18 protein-coding genes and 6 pseudogenes are annotated in these 16,933 nt (G+C 50.5%); 10 read left to right on the top strand and 14 right to left on the bottom strand.

The annotated features are described in order from the left end of the window. From GPK83_RS12260 to GPK83_RS12250, 3 genes and pseudogenes are all read right to left on the bottom strand, one after another. A pseudogene (locus tag GPK83_RS12260) lies at window positions 1-87 on the bottom strand (peptidase S51); the annotation flags it as partial. 716 nt (window positions 88-803) lie between these two features. After that, window positions 804-1,955: an ATP-binding protein gene (locus GPK83_RS12255; protein ID WP_215704898.1), complete on the bottom strand. Its 1,152-nt coding sequence runs from the start codon at window positions 1,953-1,955 to the stop codon at window positions 804-806. Continuing rightward, window positions 1,952-2,629 carry a response regulator transcription factor gene (locus GPK83_RS12250; RefSeq protein ID WP_015553409.1) on the bottom strand — a complete coding sequence of 226 codons (678 nt, stop codon included), beginning with the start codon at window positions 2,627-2,629 and terminating at the stop codon, window positions 1,952-1,954. The genes GPK83_RS12255 and GPK83_RS12250 overlap by 4 nt, the downstream gene beginning before the upstream one ends. A gap of 147 nt (window positions 2,630-2,776) precedes the next feature. Here GPK83_RS12250 and GPK83_RS12245 point away from each other — a divergent pair, with 147 nt between their 5' ends. The 4 genes from GPK83_RS12245 to msrB are packed head-to-tail and all read left to right on the top strand — an operon-like array spanning window position 2,777 to window position 5,929. Next, window positions 2,777-2,923, top strand: coding sequence for a CD1871A family CXXC motif-containing protein (locus tag GPK83_RS12245; RefSeq protein WP_015553408.1), 147 nt, complete (start codon window positions 2,777-2,779; stop codon window positions 2,921-2,923). Window positions 2,924-2,948: 25 nt separating this feature from the next. After that, complete coding sequence (locus GPK83_RS12240; protein WP_215704899.1) at window positions 2,949-3,824, top strand: 4Fe-4S binding protein; 876 nt, start codon at window positions 2,949-2,951, stop codon at window positions 3,822-3,824. Then, complete coding sequence (locus GPK83_RS12235; protein WP_215704897.1) at window positions 3,821-4,780, top strand: TlpA disulfide reductase family protein; 960 nt, start codon at window positions 3,821-3,823, stop codon at window positions 4,778-4,780. Before GPK83_RS12240 ends, GPK83_RS12235 begins: the two co-directional genes overlap by 4 nt. 36 nt (window positions 4,781-4,816) lie before the next feature. Continuing rightward, window positions 4,817-5,929 carry a peptide-methionine (R)-S-oxide reductase MsrB gene (gene msrB, locus GPK83_RS12230; RefSeq protein WP_117513953.1) on the top strand — a complete coding sequence of 371 codons (1,113 nt, stop codon included), beginning with the start codon at window positions 4,817-4,819 and terminating at the stop codon, window positions 5,927-5,929. A gap of 41 nt (window positions 5,930-5,970) precedes the next feature. Here msrB and GPK83_RS12225 read toward each other — a convergent pair whose 3' ends face one another. From GPK83_RS12225 to GPK83_RS12210, 4 genes and pseudogenes are all read right to left on the bottom strand, one after another. After that, the gene (locus GPK83_RS12225; RefSeq protein WP_176834885.1) at window positions 5,971-6,141 is read right to left on the bottom strand and encodes a hypothetical protein; all 171 of its coding nucleotides are present in this window, start codon (window positions 6,139-6,141) and stop codon (window positions 5,971-5,973) included. Window positions 6,142-6,455: 314 nt separating this feature from the next. After that, entirely contained in the window at window positions 6,456-7,373 is a 918-nt protein-coding gene (locus tag GPK83_RS12220; RefSeq protein WP_215704896.1) for a radical SAM mobile pair protein B, read from the bottom strand. Next, a pseudogene (locus GPK83_RS12215) lies at window positions 7,361-8,049 on the bottom strand (radical SAM mobile pair protein A). Before GPK83_RS12215 ends, GPK83_RS12220 begins: the two are co-directional and overlap by 13 nt. A 28-nt stretch (window positions 8,050-8,077) precedes the next feature. After that, entirely contained in the window at window positions 8,078-8,581 is a 504-nt protein-coding gene (locus GPK83_RS12210; protein WP_117484735.1) for a flavin reductase family protein, read from the bottom strand. 154 nt (window positions 8,582-8,735) lie between these two features. Here GPK83_RS12210 and GPK83_RS12205 point away from each other — a divergent pair, with 154 nt between their 5' ends. Next, window positions 8,736-9,089 carry a helix-turn-helix domain-containing protein gene (locus GPK83_RS12205; protein ID WP_117513949.1) on the top strand — a complete coding sequence of 118 codons (354 nt, stop codon included), beginning with the start codon at window positions 8,736-8,738 and terminating at the stop codon, window positions 9,087-9,089. 85 nt (window positions 9,090-9,174) lie between these two features. Here GPK83_RS12205 and GPK83_RS12200 read toward each other — a convergent pair. From GPK83_RS12200 to GPK83_RS12185, 5 genes and pseudogenes are all read right to left on the bottom strand, one after another. After that, window positions 9,175-9,282 (bottom strand): annotated as a pseudogene (locus tag GPK83_RS12200) (DNA-3-methyladenine glycosylase I); the annotation flags it as partial. Further along, window positions 9,273-10,109, bottom strand: coding sequence for an NAD-dependent protein deacetylase, SIR2 family (locus GPK83_RS12195; RefSeq protein ID WP_215704895.1), 837 nt, complete (start codon window positions 10,107-10,109; stop codon window positions 9,273-9,275). The pseudogene GPK83_RS12200 and the gene GPK83_RS12195, both read right to left, overlap by 10 nt. Continuing rightward, a complete protein-coding gene (locus tag GPK83_RS16945) occupies window positions 10,106-10,543 on the bottom strand; it encodes a hypothetical protein (protein ID WP_252196346.1) in 438 nt (145 codons plus the stop codon). The genes GPK83_RS12195 and GPK83_RS16945 overlap by 4 nt, the downstream gene beginning before the upstream one ends. Next, window positions 10,543-10,785 carry a hypothetical protein gene (locus tag GPK83_RS16940; RefSeq protein ID WP_252196345.1) on the bottom strand — a complete coding sequence of 81 codons (243 nt, stop codon included), beginning with the start codon at window positions 10,783-10,785 and terminating at the stop codon, window positions 10,543-10,545. The genes GPK83_RS16945 and GPK83_RS16940 overlap by 1 nt, the downstream gene beginning before the upstream one ends. Next, window positions 10,782-11,762 (bottom strand): NAD-dependent protein deacetylase, encoded by a 981-nt coding sequence (locus GPK83_RS12185; RefSeq protein WP_207705901.1) that lies wholly within the window; start codon window positions 11,760-11,762, stop codon window positions 10,782-10,784. Before GPK83_RS12185 ends, GPK83_RS16940 begins: the two co-directional genes overlap by 4 nt. A 122-nt stretch (window positions 11,763-11,884) precedes the next feature. On the opposite strand from GPK83_RS12185, the gene GPK83_RS12180 reads away from it, so the two are divergent. From GPK83_RS12180 to GPK83_RS12170, 3 genes are all read left to right on the top strand, one after another. Further along, window positions 11,885-12,328, top strand: coding sequence for an Rrf2 family transcriptional regulator (locus GPK83_RS12180; protein ID WP_117513944.1), 444 nt, complete (start codon window positions 11,885-11,887; stop codon window positions 12,326-12,328). 145 nt (window positions 12,329-12,473) lie between these two features. Further along, window positions 12,474-12,803 (top strand): cation transporter, encoded by a 330-nt coding sequence (locus tag GPK83_RS12175; RefSeq protein WP_117513942.1) that lies wholly within the window; start codon window positions 12,474-12,476, stop codon window positions 12,801-12,803. After that, window positions 12,800-13,822, top strand: coding sequence for an AraC family transcriptional regulator (locus GPK83_RS12170; RefSeq protein WP_215704894.1), 1,023 nt, complete (start codon window positions 12,800-12,802; stop codon window positions 13,820-13,822). The genes GPK83_RS12175 and GPK83_RS12170 overlap by 4 nt, the downstream gene beginning before the upstream one ends. 258 nt (window positions 13,823-14,080) lie before the next feature. Here GPK83_RS12170 and GPK83_RS12165 read toward each other — a convergent pair. Then, a pseudogene (locus GPK83_RS12165) lies at window positions 14,081-14,619 on the bottom strand (relaxase); the annotation flags it as partial. A 65-nt stretch (window positions 14,620-14,684) separates the two neighbouring features. On the opposite strand from GPK83_RS12165, the gene GPK83_RS12160 reads away from it, so the two are divergent. Then, entirely contained in the window at window positions 14,685-16,097 is a 1,413-nt protein-coding gene (locus GPK83_RS12160) for an ATP-binding protein (RefSeq protein ID WP_215704893.1), read from the top strand. Window positions 16,098-16,170: 73 nt separating this feature from the next. Here GPK83_RS12160 and GPK83_RS12155 read toward each other — a convergent pair. Next, window positions 16,171-16,374 (bottom strand): annotated as a pseudogene (locus GPK83_RS12155) (CD1845 family protein); the annotation flags it as partial. Between GPK83_RS12155 and GPK83_RS12150 the strand changes: the two are divergent. Continuing rightward, a pseudogene (locus GPK83_RS12150) lies at window positions 16,360-16,554 on the top strand (TnpV protein); the annotation flags it as partial. The pseudogenes GPK83_RS12155 and GPK83_RS12150 overlap by 15 nt on opposite strands. Window positions 16,555-16,933 lie beyond the last annotated feature (379 nt).

Below are 16,933 nucleotides of genomic sequence, written 5' to 3'. Positions count from 1 at the left end.
TGGAATAAATGCGACTTTCTTATTTTCAATTTCTTCCTTTATCAGACTTCCTACACTTGAAAAGTGCGAACATAAAAATAGTTTCATCAATATTCTCCTTTATAAATTGGAAATTGTTTACTGTTTCTTCTTTACAACGAAACCAATAACGAACAAAATAATTGCAGGAATTACCAAAAACAAAGCATTTACTAACACCCACAAATAAAAAGGCGCAGAGTTTAGCGATGTTGAGTATTGAGTATAATCAACGATGCTCTTAATAACAAATACAATCAACAGAATGAGACTCACAATGTTGCATATCATAGGTACTTTCTGTTTCATTCTAAACACCTCCATAAATTTCGACTTGCATCGCTGTTCTTACCTCCTATTTTACCAGATATCACCTACAGATTCCATAGCTTCATAGCTCAAAATAGTTCATTCACAAACCATTTAGCTATGTAAAAGGGGCGGCTTCTCAGCCGCCCCACAGGTCAACACTGCCTTAATCAGACAGGTTCATCGTCCGATTCTGCTTCGTAGTCCTCGTTGACATCCACTTCTTCGTCCTCGTCACCAGCATCCTCCGGCAGCTGGAGTGCCTCTTCATGTAATTCAGCGTAATAATCTGTGGCGATTCTTCCATCCGCTCAGAGAAAAAACGGTCACGAGGGACGAAGCTCGCTGATTCCTGTGTAGAGCCGGAAAAAACGCATTATCCCACAACACCGACCTCAAAAACAGGCTGACCGCCCCTTACGGAGAGGAACGCCGCAGGGCGGCAAGCGAAGCGGCGAAAAACGAATAAAAGGGTTTTAGGGCTTCGTTGATTGTTGCGTTGGCAACCCCACCGCAATGGTAGTGCCCTTCTCCGAACTTTTCTCCACCCAAACGGAGCCGCCGTGGAGGTCGGCGATCTCCCATACCAGTGAGAGCCCCAGTCCTGCGCCACCGTATTCCCGGCTGCGGGACTTGTCCACCCGGAAGAAGGGCTGGAAGATACTGCGCTGATACACCTCCGGGATGCCGCAGCCGGTGTCGGAGACGCGGAGCAGGAGCTTTTCCAACTCCTGAGTGACAAAAACCCGTACCGAGCCGCCCGGCCGGTTGTACTTGACAGCATTCTCCGTCAGGTTGAAGATCAGCCGGTAGATCAGTGCATCGCTGCCGGTCATAATGCCGTCGCCCTCCGCCGTCAGCGTGACGCCGAGCTTATCTGAGAGCGGCGCAAGATCTGTGAAGATCTCCTCGATCATGGGAGCGAGCTGGATCCGCTCGTTCCGCTCCACCTGCCGCAGATTGCTCATCTCCAGCAGTGTCCTGGTCAACTGTATCAGCCGTTCCGTCTGCTCACGCAAAAGCGTGAGGAACTCCGCTGTCTCCGGCCGCACATCAGGATGCTCCGCGGAAAACAGCTCCAACTGCGCCTGCATTAGTGCCAGTGGCGTGCGCAGCTCGTGGGCGGCGTTTCCGGTGAACTGCCGCTGGGCGGAAAAGGCGTTGTTCAGCCGCTCCAGCATCTGGTTGAACGAGCGGCTCAGCTGCCGGAACTCCGAAATAGCGTCTTCATCAATCCTCATATCAGCAAGATTGTTCAGCTGCACCTGCTCCACCTGCGAGGTAAAGCTGCGCAGGGGCTTGAGAGCGCGTCCGCTGACGAAATAGGCGAGGATGCCGCTGAGCAGCGTTACCGCCGCCGTGATGTACCAGTTGGTGGTGCGGAAGCGCCCCTGCACCCCATCGACGACGATGGTCAACTCCTCGTTGGGCGCTATGAGCTGCGGGTCAAAGCTCGCCGCTCCGCCATCATTCAGGATCACCGTGCCGCCGCCTTGTAAGCTGTCCGCAATGGTGTCCATATAGTACACACCGGAGGTGCACAGCAGCAAATTCATGACCACGCAGGTGATGCCGATGAGCAGGACGGTCATCAGCGTGATGCGCCACTGCAAAGAAAGACGCTTCATGCTTCCTCGCCTCCCATCAGATAGCCCTCGCCGATGCGGTTGCGGATGGGGTCATAGCCCAGCACGGCGCGGAGCTTTTTGCGCAGGGCGGAGATGTGGACGCGAATGGAATTGCTGAAGCTGTCCACGCTGTTGTCCCAAACGTGATCCATCAGCTCCTCCTGACTCACGGGCCGCCCCTGATGCACCATCAGGTATTCGAGTATCCCCGTTTCCTTGCGGGTCAGCGTCAGCGTCTGCCCGTTGACGGTGGCGGTACGGGAGCGGGTGTCAAAGGTCAGGCCTCCGCAGCTTAGCAGCACATCCTGCTGGGTGAACTGCCGCAATGTCAGGCTGCGGATGCGGGCCTCCAGCTCCGCCAAGTGGAAGGGCTTCGCCAGATAGTCATTTGCCCCGGCATCCAGCCCCTGCACCTTGTCCTCCACTTCGCTGCGGGCGGAGAGGATCAGCACCCGCGTCTCCCGGTCGGTCTGCCGCAGGGTGCGCAGCACCGTCATGCCGTCCTTTTTCGGCAGATTCAGATCAAGAAGCACCAGATCGTATCGTTCCACGCCCAGAAGCTCCAGTGCCGTTTCCCCGTCATAGCAGAAATCCACGCTGTAGGCCAGCCGCCGCAGGCTGCGAACGATGGTCTCGCACAGGGCGCGTTCATCTTCAATTACTAAAAGGTGCATAAGAGCCCTCCTTTTTATTTCTTCGTTTTTGTGTTGCTTTCATTATAGCAAAAACAGATAAGGTTTGCGTTAAATTTTCGTTCTTAACATAGACTTTAACTCTCCCGCGCTATGATGGGGGCAGAAAATCGGAAAGGGTGATGAAAAATGAGCTGTAGGAAAAAGGCAGCGGCGCAGATCGTGCTGCTGATGGCCGGAGCCGCCATGCTGTGCTTCGGTGTCTGGCGGGGCGAGGCGGCGACAGTGCTGAGCAAAGCAATCAAATTATGTCTGGAGTGTGTGGGAATTGGATAAAAAGTTTTCAGGCGTTTCACAGACCATGACCCGCTTCCGGGGCTGGATTCAGGCGGGGGCGACGCTGCTGACCAACCTGCACCTGCCGAACTTTCTCAAGGGCGGACTGTATCAGGGGGCGGGGAAGACCGCCTGCGTGCCGGGGCTGAACTGCTACTCCTGTCCGGCGGCGTCCGGGGCCTGCCCCATTGGGGCGTTTCAGGCGGTGGTGGGGTCTTCCAGGTTCAGCTTCTCATACTATATCACAGGCTTTCTCATTCTGCTGGGCGTGCTGCTGGGGCGCTTTATCTGCGGCTTTCTATGCCCCTTCGGCTGGTTTCAGGAGCTGCTGCACAAAATCCCCACTAAGAAGCTTTCTACAAAGAGGCTGAAGCCGCTGACATACCTGAAATACGCTGTCCTGCTGGTGATGGTTTTCCTGCTACCGGCGTTCCTTGTGAACGATGTTGGCATGGGTGACCCGTTCTTCTGCAAATACCTCTGCCCCCAAGGCGTGCTGGAGGGAGCCATCCCGCTGTCCCTTGCCAATTCCGGCATCCGGGCGGCGCTGGGCAAGCTGTTTACATGGAAATTCAGCATCCTGCTGTCGGTGATTGCGCTGAGCGTACTGTTCTACCGACCGTTCTGCAAGTGGCTCTGCCCGCTGGGCGCGTTCTACGCGCTGTTCAACCGGGTGTCCCTCTTCCAGATGAAGGTGGATAAGAATAAGTGCGTTTCCTGCGGGAAATGCGCCAGAGCCTGCAAGATGGATGTGGATGTGACGAAAACGCCCAACCATACCGAGTGCATCCGCTGCGGAATGTGCATCCGCGCCTGTCCGACGAACGCCGTGTGCTTCCGCTACGGCTTCGGCAACGGGGAAGAAACAACAAAGAAAACAACGATGGAGGAATCAAAATGAACAGGAAGAGAATTTTTGCACTGGCTTTTGCCGTGCTGATGGTGCTGGCCCTGGCGGCCTGCGGCATGAAGAACAATGACAAGATGGGCAACACGAGCGGCAACGGCTCCGCCATGACTGGTGAGCCGAAAAACGCCGAGGAGGCGCTCGCCCTGCACAAGGAGCTGCTGGAGCAGGAGAACGCGATCCTGTCGGAAAATGCCGAGCTGTGGGAAAAGGTCTTTGTGGAGGCTGACAAGGGCATGGCCATGATCGAGGACGGGAAAAACTACGGCGACTTCCTGCTGGATACCATCGAGGCTGCTAAAGAGCAGTTCACCGACAAGGAGTATGAGTGGCTGAAGGAGTCAGCCACGGAGATCAGCAATATTGAAAACAGGCTGACCGAGCTGGAAGATAAGTATCCCGAGATCATGCAGAAATCCATGGATGGCGCTATGAGTATGCCCGCGGGCAGCGACATGACCACGCCGCCTGATGACGGCAGCATGCAGAAATTCCCCGTCTTCGAGGGCAAGGACCTGGATGGCAACACGGTGAAGAGCGACGAGCTGTTCTCCGCCAACGCCGTCACCGTGGTGAATTTCTGGTTCACCACCTGCAATCCCTGCGTAGGCGAGCTTTCCGAGCTGGATGCGCTGAACAAGGAACTGGCGGAGAAGGGCGGCTCCCTCATCGGCGTCAACACCTTCACGCTGGACGGCGACGAAACAGCAATTTCCGAGGCGAAGGATGTGCTTGCCAAGAAGGGCGCCGCCTATCAGAATGTGTATTTTGACTCCGACGGTGAGGCGGGAAAGTTTACCACCAACATCTTTGCCTATCCTACCACCTATGTGGTCGACCGCAGCGGCAATATCGTGGGTGAACCCATCGTAGGCGCCATCACGGAAAAGAAGCAGGCGGAGACGCTGCAAAAGCTCATCGACCAGGCTCTTACCGCCGATATGGGCTGACAAACGAATTTATCTTCTCAGAAAGGAGGATACACCATGTATCGGAGAGTATTGCCGCTTCTGCTCACCGCGGTACTGCTGCTGAGCGGCTGCGCCGCCGGGCAGAAAAATATGCCGCAGAAAACGGACGAGAAGGAAATGACCGGACAGCCCTCTGATATGTCTGGTGAAGGAAGCATGTATATGGATACCACGGAAAATGTCATATATCTGGCGGGCGGCTGCTTCTGGGGCATGGAACAGCTGATGCAGTCCATCCCCGGCGTCATTGATGCCGAGAGCGGCTATGCCAACGGCACCTGCGAGGCGGATGCCGATTACAAGACCGTCTGCAAAGGGAACACCGGCTTCCGGGAGACCGTGCGGGTGGAGTATGACCCCGGACAGGTGAGTCTCGACGCCCTGCTGCTGGCCTACTTCTATGTGATCGACCCCACGGTGGAGAACCGGCAGGGCAACGACCGGGGCAGCCAGTATCAGACCGGTGTCTATTACACCAACGAAAGCGCGAAGGAAACGGTGGAGCGCATCGCGGAGATCGAGCGGGGACGCAGTGAAAAGTTCTTCGTGGAGATAGGTCCACTCAAGAACTATTACCCCGCCGAGGAGTACCACCAGAACTACCTCGAAAAGAACCCGAACGGCTACTGCCACATCCCGCGCGCGGAGATGGAGCTGTTTTCCCGGCTGCGCATCGATCCGGGCGACTATCAGAAGCCCGCGGCGGAATCCATCCGGGACAAGCTGACGGCGGAGCAGTACCGTGTTACGCAGGAGAGCGGCACAGAGCGCGCTTTCACAGGCGAGTTCTGGGATAAGTTTGAAAAGGGCATCTATGTGGATGTCGTCACCGGCGAGCCGCTCTTTTCCTCCACGGATAAGTACGAGAGCGGCTGCGGCTGGCCGGCTTTCACAAAGCCCATTGAAGAGCCTGCCGTGGTGGAACTGGAGGACCTGAGCCACGGCATGCGCCGTACAGAGGTCAGAAGCCGTGCCGGAGATTCTCACCTTGGTCATGTGTTCACAGGCGATCCGGAGTCCCCCAATGGCGTGCGCTACTGCATCAACAGTGCGGCCCTGCGCTTTGTGCCTTACGCAAAGATGAATGCAGAGGGTTACGGATATCTTCTGTATCTGTTCGAGGAATGAGTTCGCATAATACAATGATATAATAAGCAGCGTCCCAATCATTATGAACCGGGACGCTGTCGTTTATGCTCATGTCGGTTTAGTAAAGCGGACAGAAACCTCCAAATGGGCTGAAAAACGAAGCCAATAAACGGAAGTACAAACTTCCAAATCAAGATCGCACCTACAATGACGCCAATGCCGCCTCCGATGGCCAACAATACTTTCTTCATGGTTTTCTCCTCTCGTTTTGTTGTGACATCATTATATTCATCCATTGTTTTCTGTTTGAAAATTATTAATTAGAACAGGGATTTGAAGAAATCCACAATACTCGTGAACGAAAAACTCATACCACCGAAAATTCCGCCGAATACCCATCCGATGAACGGAAATACGACTTTCCACATCAAAAGAGCTGCGGCAATGGACGTAGTGCAAGTCCTTCCAAGGGGGGGAAGAAAACTTCTGAATGGGTAAACAGTGCTGAAAAAAAGGTTCTGACATTGAAGCACAGCTCCATGTCAGAACCCTTTTATTTCACAAATTATTTTTTGGGGTTGCGTCGCCCGGTGTTTTCCGAGCCACGCACTTCCTCATGGTAAAAGTAATCCACAATTACGGGTTGCCCAGGCTCTGCTCGTCCGTAGGGCAGCTCGTTGTCCACGAAGGGACAGCTGTATTCTTTCGCCAGCCGTTCCGCTTGATCCTCCAAACCACAGAAGTAGCTTCTGTCTCCCTTGTTGTAGATAACGTCGTACAGCGGAACCAAGTCAGGATATTTTTTACGTATATAGTCAAGGATGTCTTTTTTGAAGCCGCCTCGCAGGTTTAGATTTTCTAACCATATCAGGTCGCATTGATTTCTGACCTGATGGAAGATAGCCTCAAAATCCGTGATACCCGGAAAAACCGGAGCGATAAAGCACACGGTGCGGATACCTGCGTCATAAACCTGCTTCATGGCATCCAGCCGCCGCTTGATGCTGACGGCATTGTCCATATCGTTTTTGAAATCCTCGTCCAGCGTATTGATCGACCAGGAAACCGTGACCTTTCCCAGTTCTTTCAGAAGGTCGATATCACGGATTACCAAGTCTGACTTGGTACAGATGAGAATTTTCGCCTCGCTGCCCCGAAGCTGCTCAAGAAGCTTTCGGGTGTTCTGAAACTGAGCCTCCTGGGGCAGATAGCCATCGGTCACAGAACCGATGACTACGCGCTGCCCTTTGTACTTTTGCGGATTTTTGATTGCCGGCCAATGCTTCACATCCAGGAATGTACCCCACGGTTCGGTGTGCCCGGTAAATCGCTTCATAAACGAGGCGTAGCAGTATTTGCAGCTATGGGTACAGCCCACATAAGGATTGACGGAATAGCCGCCCACCGGCAGGGTGGATTTTGTCATAATATTTTTGGTTTCTACATCCTGAATCAGAATGCTGCTATCTTTCACTTCCGCCATGTCTTCTGTTCCTCCAATACCCGGTAAAAAGCCGGGGGAAATTCTTGTACCATATGTGTTTCTCCCATGATAGGAAGTAGATCTTCCTTCATGAATACAGGGATGCCAAGCGCATGGGCCTGATGTGTCAGGTTCCACACCCATTCCAGATTCGATACGGATTTGCCCTTCCTATGTCCGGTCTCAGTCCCAATGACGATCCACTCAATTCCGGTAAGGTCCACCACACCAACACCATCAAACATAGGTTCAAAGGTCACATGATAGTGTCCGCCATGGATATGCTCCCGCAAAGTCCGGATACGGTTTTTCTCTTTACTGGAGGTAACAGTTACACCAAACCAAGCATTCTCTAGGGTAGTGGAAAACACAATATCCTCCGGTCGCTTGGTCAAAAACAGATATTGGTGCTGCGGATTTTCAGTCATCTTGGCAAATATCTGTTCCCGCCACTCTGGCTTCCAGTGGGAAAAATCGCTCATGCCGGTGAGCAGAAAATTCTGTGGCGCTTTTTCTCCATCAGCCGCAGCTTATTGGGAAAAAACTCCGGCTTTTCAAAGTCGTCGATCATGTGAAACCGGCGGACATTGTTTCTGGCGTAGCAGTAGCTGCAACCAATAGTACAGCCGATCACCAGATTCATGTTCTGAATACAGTCTTTAATACAAACAGCCACCACTAACGCCTCCTTTCGGTTTTAAGATTTAGCCTTCTACCGCAGGCGCAACTTTCCCGAAGCCGTTCCAGGCATACAGCCCCTTCTTGTCCTCATCGCCCAGGAACTTGTCCACCTGACAGATGTGCAGGATATGGTCGCCAACTTCCACCGACTGCTGCAGGGTGGCCACCATCGCCAGACGAGTATCCACCGGAATCTGGATGTCACTGCCCTCCACAGCCATCATCTCGATGTTGTTGGCGGCCACCTTGTCGGTCTTGGCACCGGTAGACGCTCCGCAGGCCATCACCGTCTGGGCAAGACTCTCGCCAGGAACGGTGACAATCACCTTTCCAGTCTCTCGTACCTGCTTACCGGTGTGGGACTGTTTTCCAGTGGCGAAGCCCACCATGGGTGGGTTGAAGGAGAGGTAAGACACAAAGCAAATGGGAGCCAGGTTCGTAGAACCGTCCTCCTTTTTAGAGCAGATCAGTGTCAGCGGATTGGGGGAGGTCAGAACAGTAGCCTCCATAATGTTCAGTTCTTTCATGTCATTCAGACCTTTCTAAGAAATTTCAGTCGTTGACTGCTCGGCCAACTAGTGATATATTTATTATACCTAATAGCAATTTTTGTTCAAGTACGCAAATTATTTGTACCTGGTATCAAAAAATATACTGCAAAAGACGAGGAAAAATCCAATCATGACTTATGAAGAATTCAAAGAAAAGGTGAGCAGTGTCATTCTAACCGATGATGGAAACTGCCCGGTCACGCCGGTGGTTCAAATGCTTCAGGGCAAATGGAAACTCCAAATTCTTTATGAACTATGCATCAAGTGTCCCATGCGGTTTGGGGAACTGAAAAAAGTTCTCAAGCCCATCACCAACACAGCTCTGACCAACGCCCTGAAGGAGCTGGAATCGGATGAATTGATCCAGCGCATCCAATATAATGAAATGCCCCTACGGGTGGAATACTCCCTCACCGAGAAAGGACGGGATCTGTTGCCGGTCTTTTACGCCATTTCCCAATGGGGAATGAAATATATACCATGATTCTAACTATATTAATCTGCAAGATAATAGCCGGGAGGCATTGAAAATTTGAGTCAACTTCCCGGCGTTTTATTTTCTGCATTTTCTACTGCTGCAAAGGATTCAGGAAGCAACCTGATTCATGAGAGTTGATAACTCCCACCGCCTGCAAATAGGCATAGATGATTACGGTCCCCACAAACTTCATGCCTCGCACGCCTCCCGGAGAGCAGCCAGCAGCTCATCCAGTCGCCCGTCTAGACCGAAGGACTTTTCTTTGATATTGTCCGCAATGTAGATCTCACCAAGATTGAGGGTCACATAAGTGGCGTTTGGCTCGCTGGCCACCAGGCGCATCATCGGGGCCTTGATCAGCTGATTGCGCCAGCCAATGCCCAGCTCCAAAACCACCAGTTTCTTCCCGTGGTAGGTTTTCAGAAAGTTTTGGAACCGTGCCTGGGCAGCGGTATCCGGAATCATTCTCTGACCCGCACCCATGTGGATGTCCATGGGACCGCCGCACTTGGGACAGCGCGGCACCAATTCTGTAGGCACATGGCCGCTCTGTTCGGCAGCCGATAATTTTTCTGCCACCGCCAGACTAGGATAGATGGTGTCGTGGCAGGGGCGGGCACACTGCATAGTAAACCAGTTGCCCTCAATCTCATAGATTTTCGACGGATCGAAGCCACACAGTTCAAAGTGACCTTCTCCGTTTGATGTGACGACAAAGTAATCTTTCTCTCCCACAATGGCCTTCAAATTGTTCATCACCGGCGTAGGCTGGTACTGCCCGCAGTAATGATGGACGAGCCGGGCCCAGAAGGCCCATTTTTCCTCCTCGCTGGGCCATCCAGCCATCATGCCCTGCAAAATACACCCAAGGCCGTATTTCCGTTTAAAATCCCCAAACAGTCTTTCAAAGGCCGCATTGTCCGCAAACAAATGCAGTCCTTCGGTGATGGACAGTCCGTTACTGGCCCCGATCAAGATAGCGTCCGCTTCTCTGAATTTTTCCGCAATAGGGTTCCAATCTATCATATTCGTTCGCCCCTTTCTATTTTATGGTTGCTGCGATGGATCTGCCGGAGGGCAGCTAGAGTTTCCGCCAAATCTCCTTGCAGATACAGGCTGCGTCCCCGCAGATGCTCTGGCCTATGAGATACCTCTCGATTAAGACATGCATAAAAGACGTTTTCGTTTTTGGCAGTAAGTTCCCAGAAGGGTAGTTTGATGATACTGGGCGTCATCTCACCCACGCCAAGTTCCAACAGCAGGACTTTTTTGTCGGACTGATCCATTATCCAGCGTCGCAGGAATCTATGGTAGCGGTGCAGACTATCCTGCCAGAAGGTTCCCTCCAGGAAGGTATCATCTCGTACCCAGGGCACCAGCATCCGCCCGCAATCCGGGCAACGAGGAACAGCTTCCTCCGGCAGGCGAACACCTACCAAGTAACCAGTCAGTTCCTTCACTATTTCGCGGTTTTCCCAAATATCATCCCGGCAGGGCTGGCTGCATTGGCAGTAGCTAAAGTCTCCCTGAAAGGCACAAATTTGTTTCTGGGGAAATACCCGAAAAAAAGTGCCGGGGACCAATGGTAGTGGTCGTATCCAGCTGCGCTTGACAGGCCGGAGCCGCCTCCGATCACAACGGCGTCTGCTTGAGCAATACGCTCGGCAAGTTCCTGAAGCGCCGCTTGGTTTCCAACCCTCATTGATCGTTATCTCCGCTTTCCATGGTGTTCCGTGCATCCCGCAGCACTTGAGCAATGTCGGCCACAATGGTCATGCCCTTATCCTCCAACTGCTTGGGCAGTAAGTCATATTTGTCGTTGATAGCAATATATCGAGCATGGGGAAAGCTGAGGGTCAGGTTCCAGAAAGGCTCCTGGATAAACATGGGAGTCATTCGGCCAACGCCCAACTCCAGGAACAGAATTTTGCTGTCTTTGTGTTCCAGTACATAGCGAGAAATTTTTTCGTACTGTTCTTCATATTTCTTTCCTTGCAGGAAATTCCCATATCCTCGCACCCACGGGAAAGCCTCGCCGCCGCAGTGCGGACACCGGGGAATGAGATCGGTGGGAATCTTCGTGCCATCCCCCATAGCGGCCACCATATCAGTCACTGGCTTTACCGCATCCCAGGTGTCATCGGTGCAGCAGGCAGCACACTGGAAGAACCGGTGATCTCCCTGGATTTCCGCCACCTTCTCCTCCGGGTAGAGTTTGACAAACTGGGTATCCTGGTTGGTGGTGAGGATGAAGAAGTCCTTGCCTTTCAGCAAAGCGTCTAAATCCAGATAGGGATGACGCACAGGTGCGATCTGGGTGGTGTGAAGGAAGGTGGCAAGATACCCCCAATACTCTTCCCGGGTCTCCCAGGGGTGCATCATCCCTGCAAAAGCACCTTTGAAGTGGTACTTCTCCGCAAAAGGCCGGAAGTATTTCCGGTAGGAATCGTTGTCCTCGTAGTAAAAGTCTCCGCCACCGGCAGCGGACAGGCCGGAGGCTCCGCCCACTACCACACAGTCAGCTTCCTTTACCTCCTGTACCAACCGATTGATCTGTTCGCTATACGGCAGCGGCTTTTTGTCAGTCAGCTGATAAGGCGTACTGCCGGAAGCATAGATAGGATGGTACTTGGAATAATTCATCTGGGTCTGCATGACCAAATCATCATAGAAGTTCATTGTCGCCATTCCTTTTATGTGGGTGTTATTTTTATTCTTACTTCAAATCATTTTAGCATTCTCTTGCGCTGCTGTCAATATGCTGTTATAATAAAAATAACATCAAAAAAGGAGATCAGTCCATGAAATATCCCACCCGCCTTAGCGATGCTGTTCATATTCTGGCTTTTATCGCTCTGTACCCAGACTGCGACCTGACCAGTAACAAGCTGGCAGAAAGCGTTCAAACCAATCCCGCCTATGTGCGCCAGCTCATGTCCGCCTTGCGGAAAGGAGGGCTGCTGGTCAGCGTGAAGGGACATCCCCGGCCTGCTCTGGCTCGTGAGCCGGAGAAAATCACTCTGCTGGATGCCTATCGGGCAGTGGAGGGTAACAAGCCCCTGCTCCATCAGGACATCCACACCAATCCTGCCTGTGGCGTGGGTATAAATATCCAACTGGTGCTGCGGGATTTTTACTTGGACATTCAAAAAACAGCGGAACAAAGAATGCAAGAAATCACGCTGAAAGATGTGCTGGAACAATATCACATGAAGTTGGAAGGGATGCCTTTGCAGCGTTTATGACGGATCGACTTTCAGAAACGCTTCCATTTGGGACAAAAATTCTTCTGAACGGGAAATACAGAACCTCCTTGCGGGACTATACTGAGAACCGGAGAGACCTATATCCCGTATGGGTATTCCACTTTCCAGAGAAGGAGGTTTCAATATGCAGGAAAAGTACAATGTCACAGGCATGACTTGTGCGGCCTGCCAAGCTAGGGTACAAAAAAGCGTATCCAACCTGACCGGCGTGCAAGAGTGCAATGTCAATCTGTTAAAAAACAGTATGGTGGTGACTTACGACGACAGTCCTGCAGTTTCTCACCATCTCAAGCAGTTGAAATCAGCAGGTCTGATCGTTAGCCGCCGGGACGGAAAAGAGGTCTATTATAGAGCTGCCGATACCGAACCGGCCCAAAATTTCCACCACATGATTGAGTGGCTTGTAAAAATCGCCTGTCCGTCGCAAGTAGAAACACAGAAAGGAACGCCATGAAAAAAGAAGAATCCAACGTTATCGCTCAAAAACTCCAAAAGATTCCAAACGGCACCCTCGCCTTGAAGCATTGCCGGGCTGGTAGAACGGGTAGCGCACTCTTTGGAGAACAGTTTCGAGCGGTTACCGCTGGAAAAGGGTGTATGGAGGCATATGAAACTTTTCCTGGAATAGAGGTATCCTTCAATGTTTTTCTTGCTTCAGAGGTCAAGTTTCGGCACGATGCTTCGGATTCTGTTTTGGAAATTTACTATTGCCGCAGTGGTCGCGTGGGTTGGAATATGCAAGGCGGTACTGCCGTCTATTTAGGTTCAGGTGATGTGACTGCGCACAGTATGGCCTGCTGCGCGGATTCCGCCATGATGTTTCCCCTAGGATATTCAGAGGGGATTTCCATTTCCGTGGATCTGAAACAGCTCTCTTCCATTTGCCCGGAAGTTTTAAAGAATGCCGGTGTAGAGGCAGACCAGTTACGGGATCGATTTTGCTCCGGAAAGCCATCCGCAATCCCGTCCTGTTCCGATTTAGAGCATATTTTTGCCCCACTCTTTTCTGCTCCTGTGTCCGTTCGAATTTCCCTTTTGAAATTGAAGGTGCTGGAAATTTTGATTTATTTGAGCAACATGAAATCGGAGCATAAAGAACTGACTCAATACTTCTCCCAGCAAACCGAATTGATAAAAGAAATTCATCAACAGTTGACAGAGCACTTGGATCAACGATTTACGATTGCAGAACTTTCCAAACAGTATTTGATAAATACCTCTACTCTAAAGGAGATATTCAAGGCAGTCTACGGCCAGCCTATCGCCACCTATATGAAGGAATTTCGGATGCGTCAGGCTATGAAATTATTACGGGAAACAAATGCCACTATCGCGGATATTGCTTCCCAGGTAGGCTACCAAACCCAGGGAAAGTTTTCAAGCGCTTTTCAGGCTATAGTCAAAATGTCGCCCAGAGAATACAGGAAAATCCAGGGTATAGCTCCATCTGATTCGTTTAGCAAAACACTGTAATGAAAAATTCTGGTAGACTACTGCCAACAAAGCCTAACATAAACATAAAAAAGCAGAACATTGCGACATTAACAATGTTCTGCTTTTTTATGTTTCTTTTTTCTTGATATTGGCTGCCCTAATGGTCTCAATTCCTGCTGTCTTGATTGCATTCTTCGTATAAGTGACCCGGCAAGCAATGCCTGTGTTAATACACACCGGCCCGCAGAGAAGAAAATCCCTTTGTGATTTTCCTCTCCGCATGCTTGTTGAGGACAGCGCCGAAAGCTCATTGTGATGTGCCGTGGCAGCCGCAGCCTTTTCTTCCAAAACCGCATACTCCAGCAGGTTATGCTCTGACAAGTAATTCATGGTCTGCGCCATTTGCTTCAGATTGAAAACTTTGGTCCATTGAGCATAGCCAGTACCCTTTCCGGCCTGCAATTTTGCCTGAATGTCCACCAGCAGATTGACCTTCGGCGGCTCTGCCTGTGTGACCGTTTTCTTTCGTGGGGTATGCGCTTTCTTCCCAGAGAGAACTGCCTGCAAATCTTCCAATCCATATCCTTCGCCCAGGCTGTCCATACGGGCTGCTTTCTCCCAACCGGTGAGCTTCAGACGATACGTTTTCCGCGCTTTGATATCTCACAGCCGGACTCTTGCAGCAGCTTCAGCAGCTCCTCAAAATTAGCAGGGCTTTGTGATAATGCGTTGTCAATCGCCACACGGAGCAGCTCTCGGTGAGAGAGCTTTGCCTGATTGCCCAACCATTTGTTATAGCTCTTTCCGTGAGGGTTCGGATTCTCTACAATGGACATTGCAATAACTTTCTCCGCTGGGTATAATAAAAAGAACATTCTACAACCTCAAAGGAGGGATTTCTATGATAGAACAGCTCATTGCTGAAGCAACAGAATGTGATTTCAAAGTTGCTCTCGAAACAAAAAAGCCAAAAAGCTGGTTAAAAAGTGTCAGTGCCTTTTCCAATGGAATCGGCGGCACTCTGTTTTTCGGAGTCTCCGATGACCGGGAGCCTATCGGCTTGTCCGATGTTCAAAAGGATGCTGAAGCGATCAGCCGCTTAATCAAAGAACGTATCACACCATTACCTCAGTTTATCTTAAAACCATTACAGGAAGATGGTAAAAATCTATTAGCTCTGGAGGTTTCTCCCGGCCGTAGCACCCCATATTATTACAAGGCAGACGGCGTGATGGAGGCATATATCCGTGTTGGAAATGAAAGCGTAATTGCCCCGGATTACATTGTAAATGAACTGATCTTAAAGGGAACCAATCAGTCCTTTGACACCCTAACAACAGACGCGGTAAAAAAGGATTACAGCTTTACACTTCTGGAAGCAACCTATCTGGAACGGACCGGTCTCCGCTTTGATCCATCCGATTATGTTTCCTTTGGTTTGACTGATAAAAATGGACTCCTGACCAATGCCGGAAAACTCATGACCGATCAGCACACGGTTTATAACTCCCGTATGTTCTGTACCCGGTGGAATGGCTTGGAAAAAGGCTCTATCTTTGATGATGCGCTGGACGATAAAGAATACGAGGGAAATTTGATTTATTTACTGAACAGCGGCAGTGAATTTATTCGCAATAATTCCAAAGTCCGTTTTGTCAAAAAGGCACAGTATCGGGTAGACAAGCCGGATTATGCTGAACGAGCTGTGACAGAGGCTCTTGTTAATGCGCTTATCCATCGTGACTATATTGTGCTTGGCAGCGAAATCCATATTGATATGTTTGATGATCGGGTGGAAATCACATCTCCGGGCGGTATGTTTGGCGGCGGCTCAATTCAGGAATACGATATTTACAGTATTCGTTCGATGCGACGAAACCCTGTGATTGCTGACCTGTTCCACCGCATGAAGTACATGGAACGCCGTGGAAGTGGCCTGCGCAAAATCGTCAGTGAAACCGAAAAGCTGCCTGGATACACAGCGGCATATAAGCCTGAATTTTCCTCAACAGCGACAGATTTCAGGGTCATCTTGAAAAATGTAAACTACAACATGTGCGGTGCTTCCGTACATGATACAGCACATGATGCCGCACATGATACATCTGTGATCAGCAAGCAAAACTTGCTATTGGAATTTTGTACAGACCCTAAAAGTCGAGATGAAATGCAAGCATATATTGATGTTTCCAGCCGTTCTCACTTCAGCAAATATTACCTCAAGCCTTTATTATCTTCTGGTAAACTTGAAATGATGTTTCCAGACAAACCCAAAAGCAAAAACCAGAAATACACTACCGTTCATTCCAAATAACCAAGAAGCAGGGCATTGGGTCTCATCTCCCATTGTCCTGCTTCTTTTTCATTCCAGATTATATTCACATCATTTACCCATACACCCAATCCTGGATCGCAAATTTCAAACTCTGCACCTTTCCCAGCAGCCAGATCGCAGCCAGCGGCAGCCCCATCGGGCTAATCAAAAATGCCATAACCAGCAAAATCACACCATTCTGCGGGGAATAGGTAATCAGCACAGCCACGCCAAGCAGAGCAATTACCGTGCTTAGTAGACCAAGCTCTTTGAGCATTGCGCCGAGATTGACGAAGCGGCACGAAACCGCATAGAGCTGATCGTGCGGTCACTGGCAGAGCAAAACGGCGTGACCGAGCAACTAAAAGCCAAAAACCAAATGGAATGGGTGCGGCAGATGAACGCTTGCAAGGCACAGGCAGAGGAGATTGTGAAAGCGGAATTGATTTATGATTGAGCGAGAAAGTCCGGGCAGAAAACTGTTCGGACTTTTCTCATATATTCCAAAATGACGGTAGAACTGTTCACAAGTTTTATGGTATAATTTGAATACAAATTGAGCAACAAATCTGGGAAAACATAATCATCAATGTGTAAAATGTGATAGGCATGAGGAAAAAACGAGAATTACCGAAAGGGTGTGGGAGGCATTGTGCGGGAAGAGGATCAAACAACCAGTAGCCTTGGCTGTATTATTTGTTCTAATGTTTATTGGTGGATGTTTTTTTGTGAAAGCCAATCAAGCAAAGGAATTTGAGAAATGAAGTGCTATACTAACGTTGTAACAGTAGTGGCTAATAAGATATAATAAATCCAATAGAGAAAAGAGGTAATTA

Source organism: Clostridium sp. MCC328 (assembly GCF_018785465.1).
Lineage (GTDB): Bacteria > Bacillota > Clostridia > Lachnospirales > Lachnospiraceae > Pilosibacter > Pilosibacter fragilis.
Note: the sequence above shows the minus strand (reverse complement) of the source record. Positions and strands in the feature narration are given on the sequence as shown.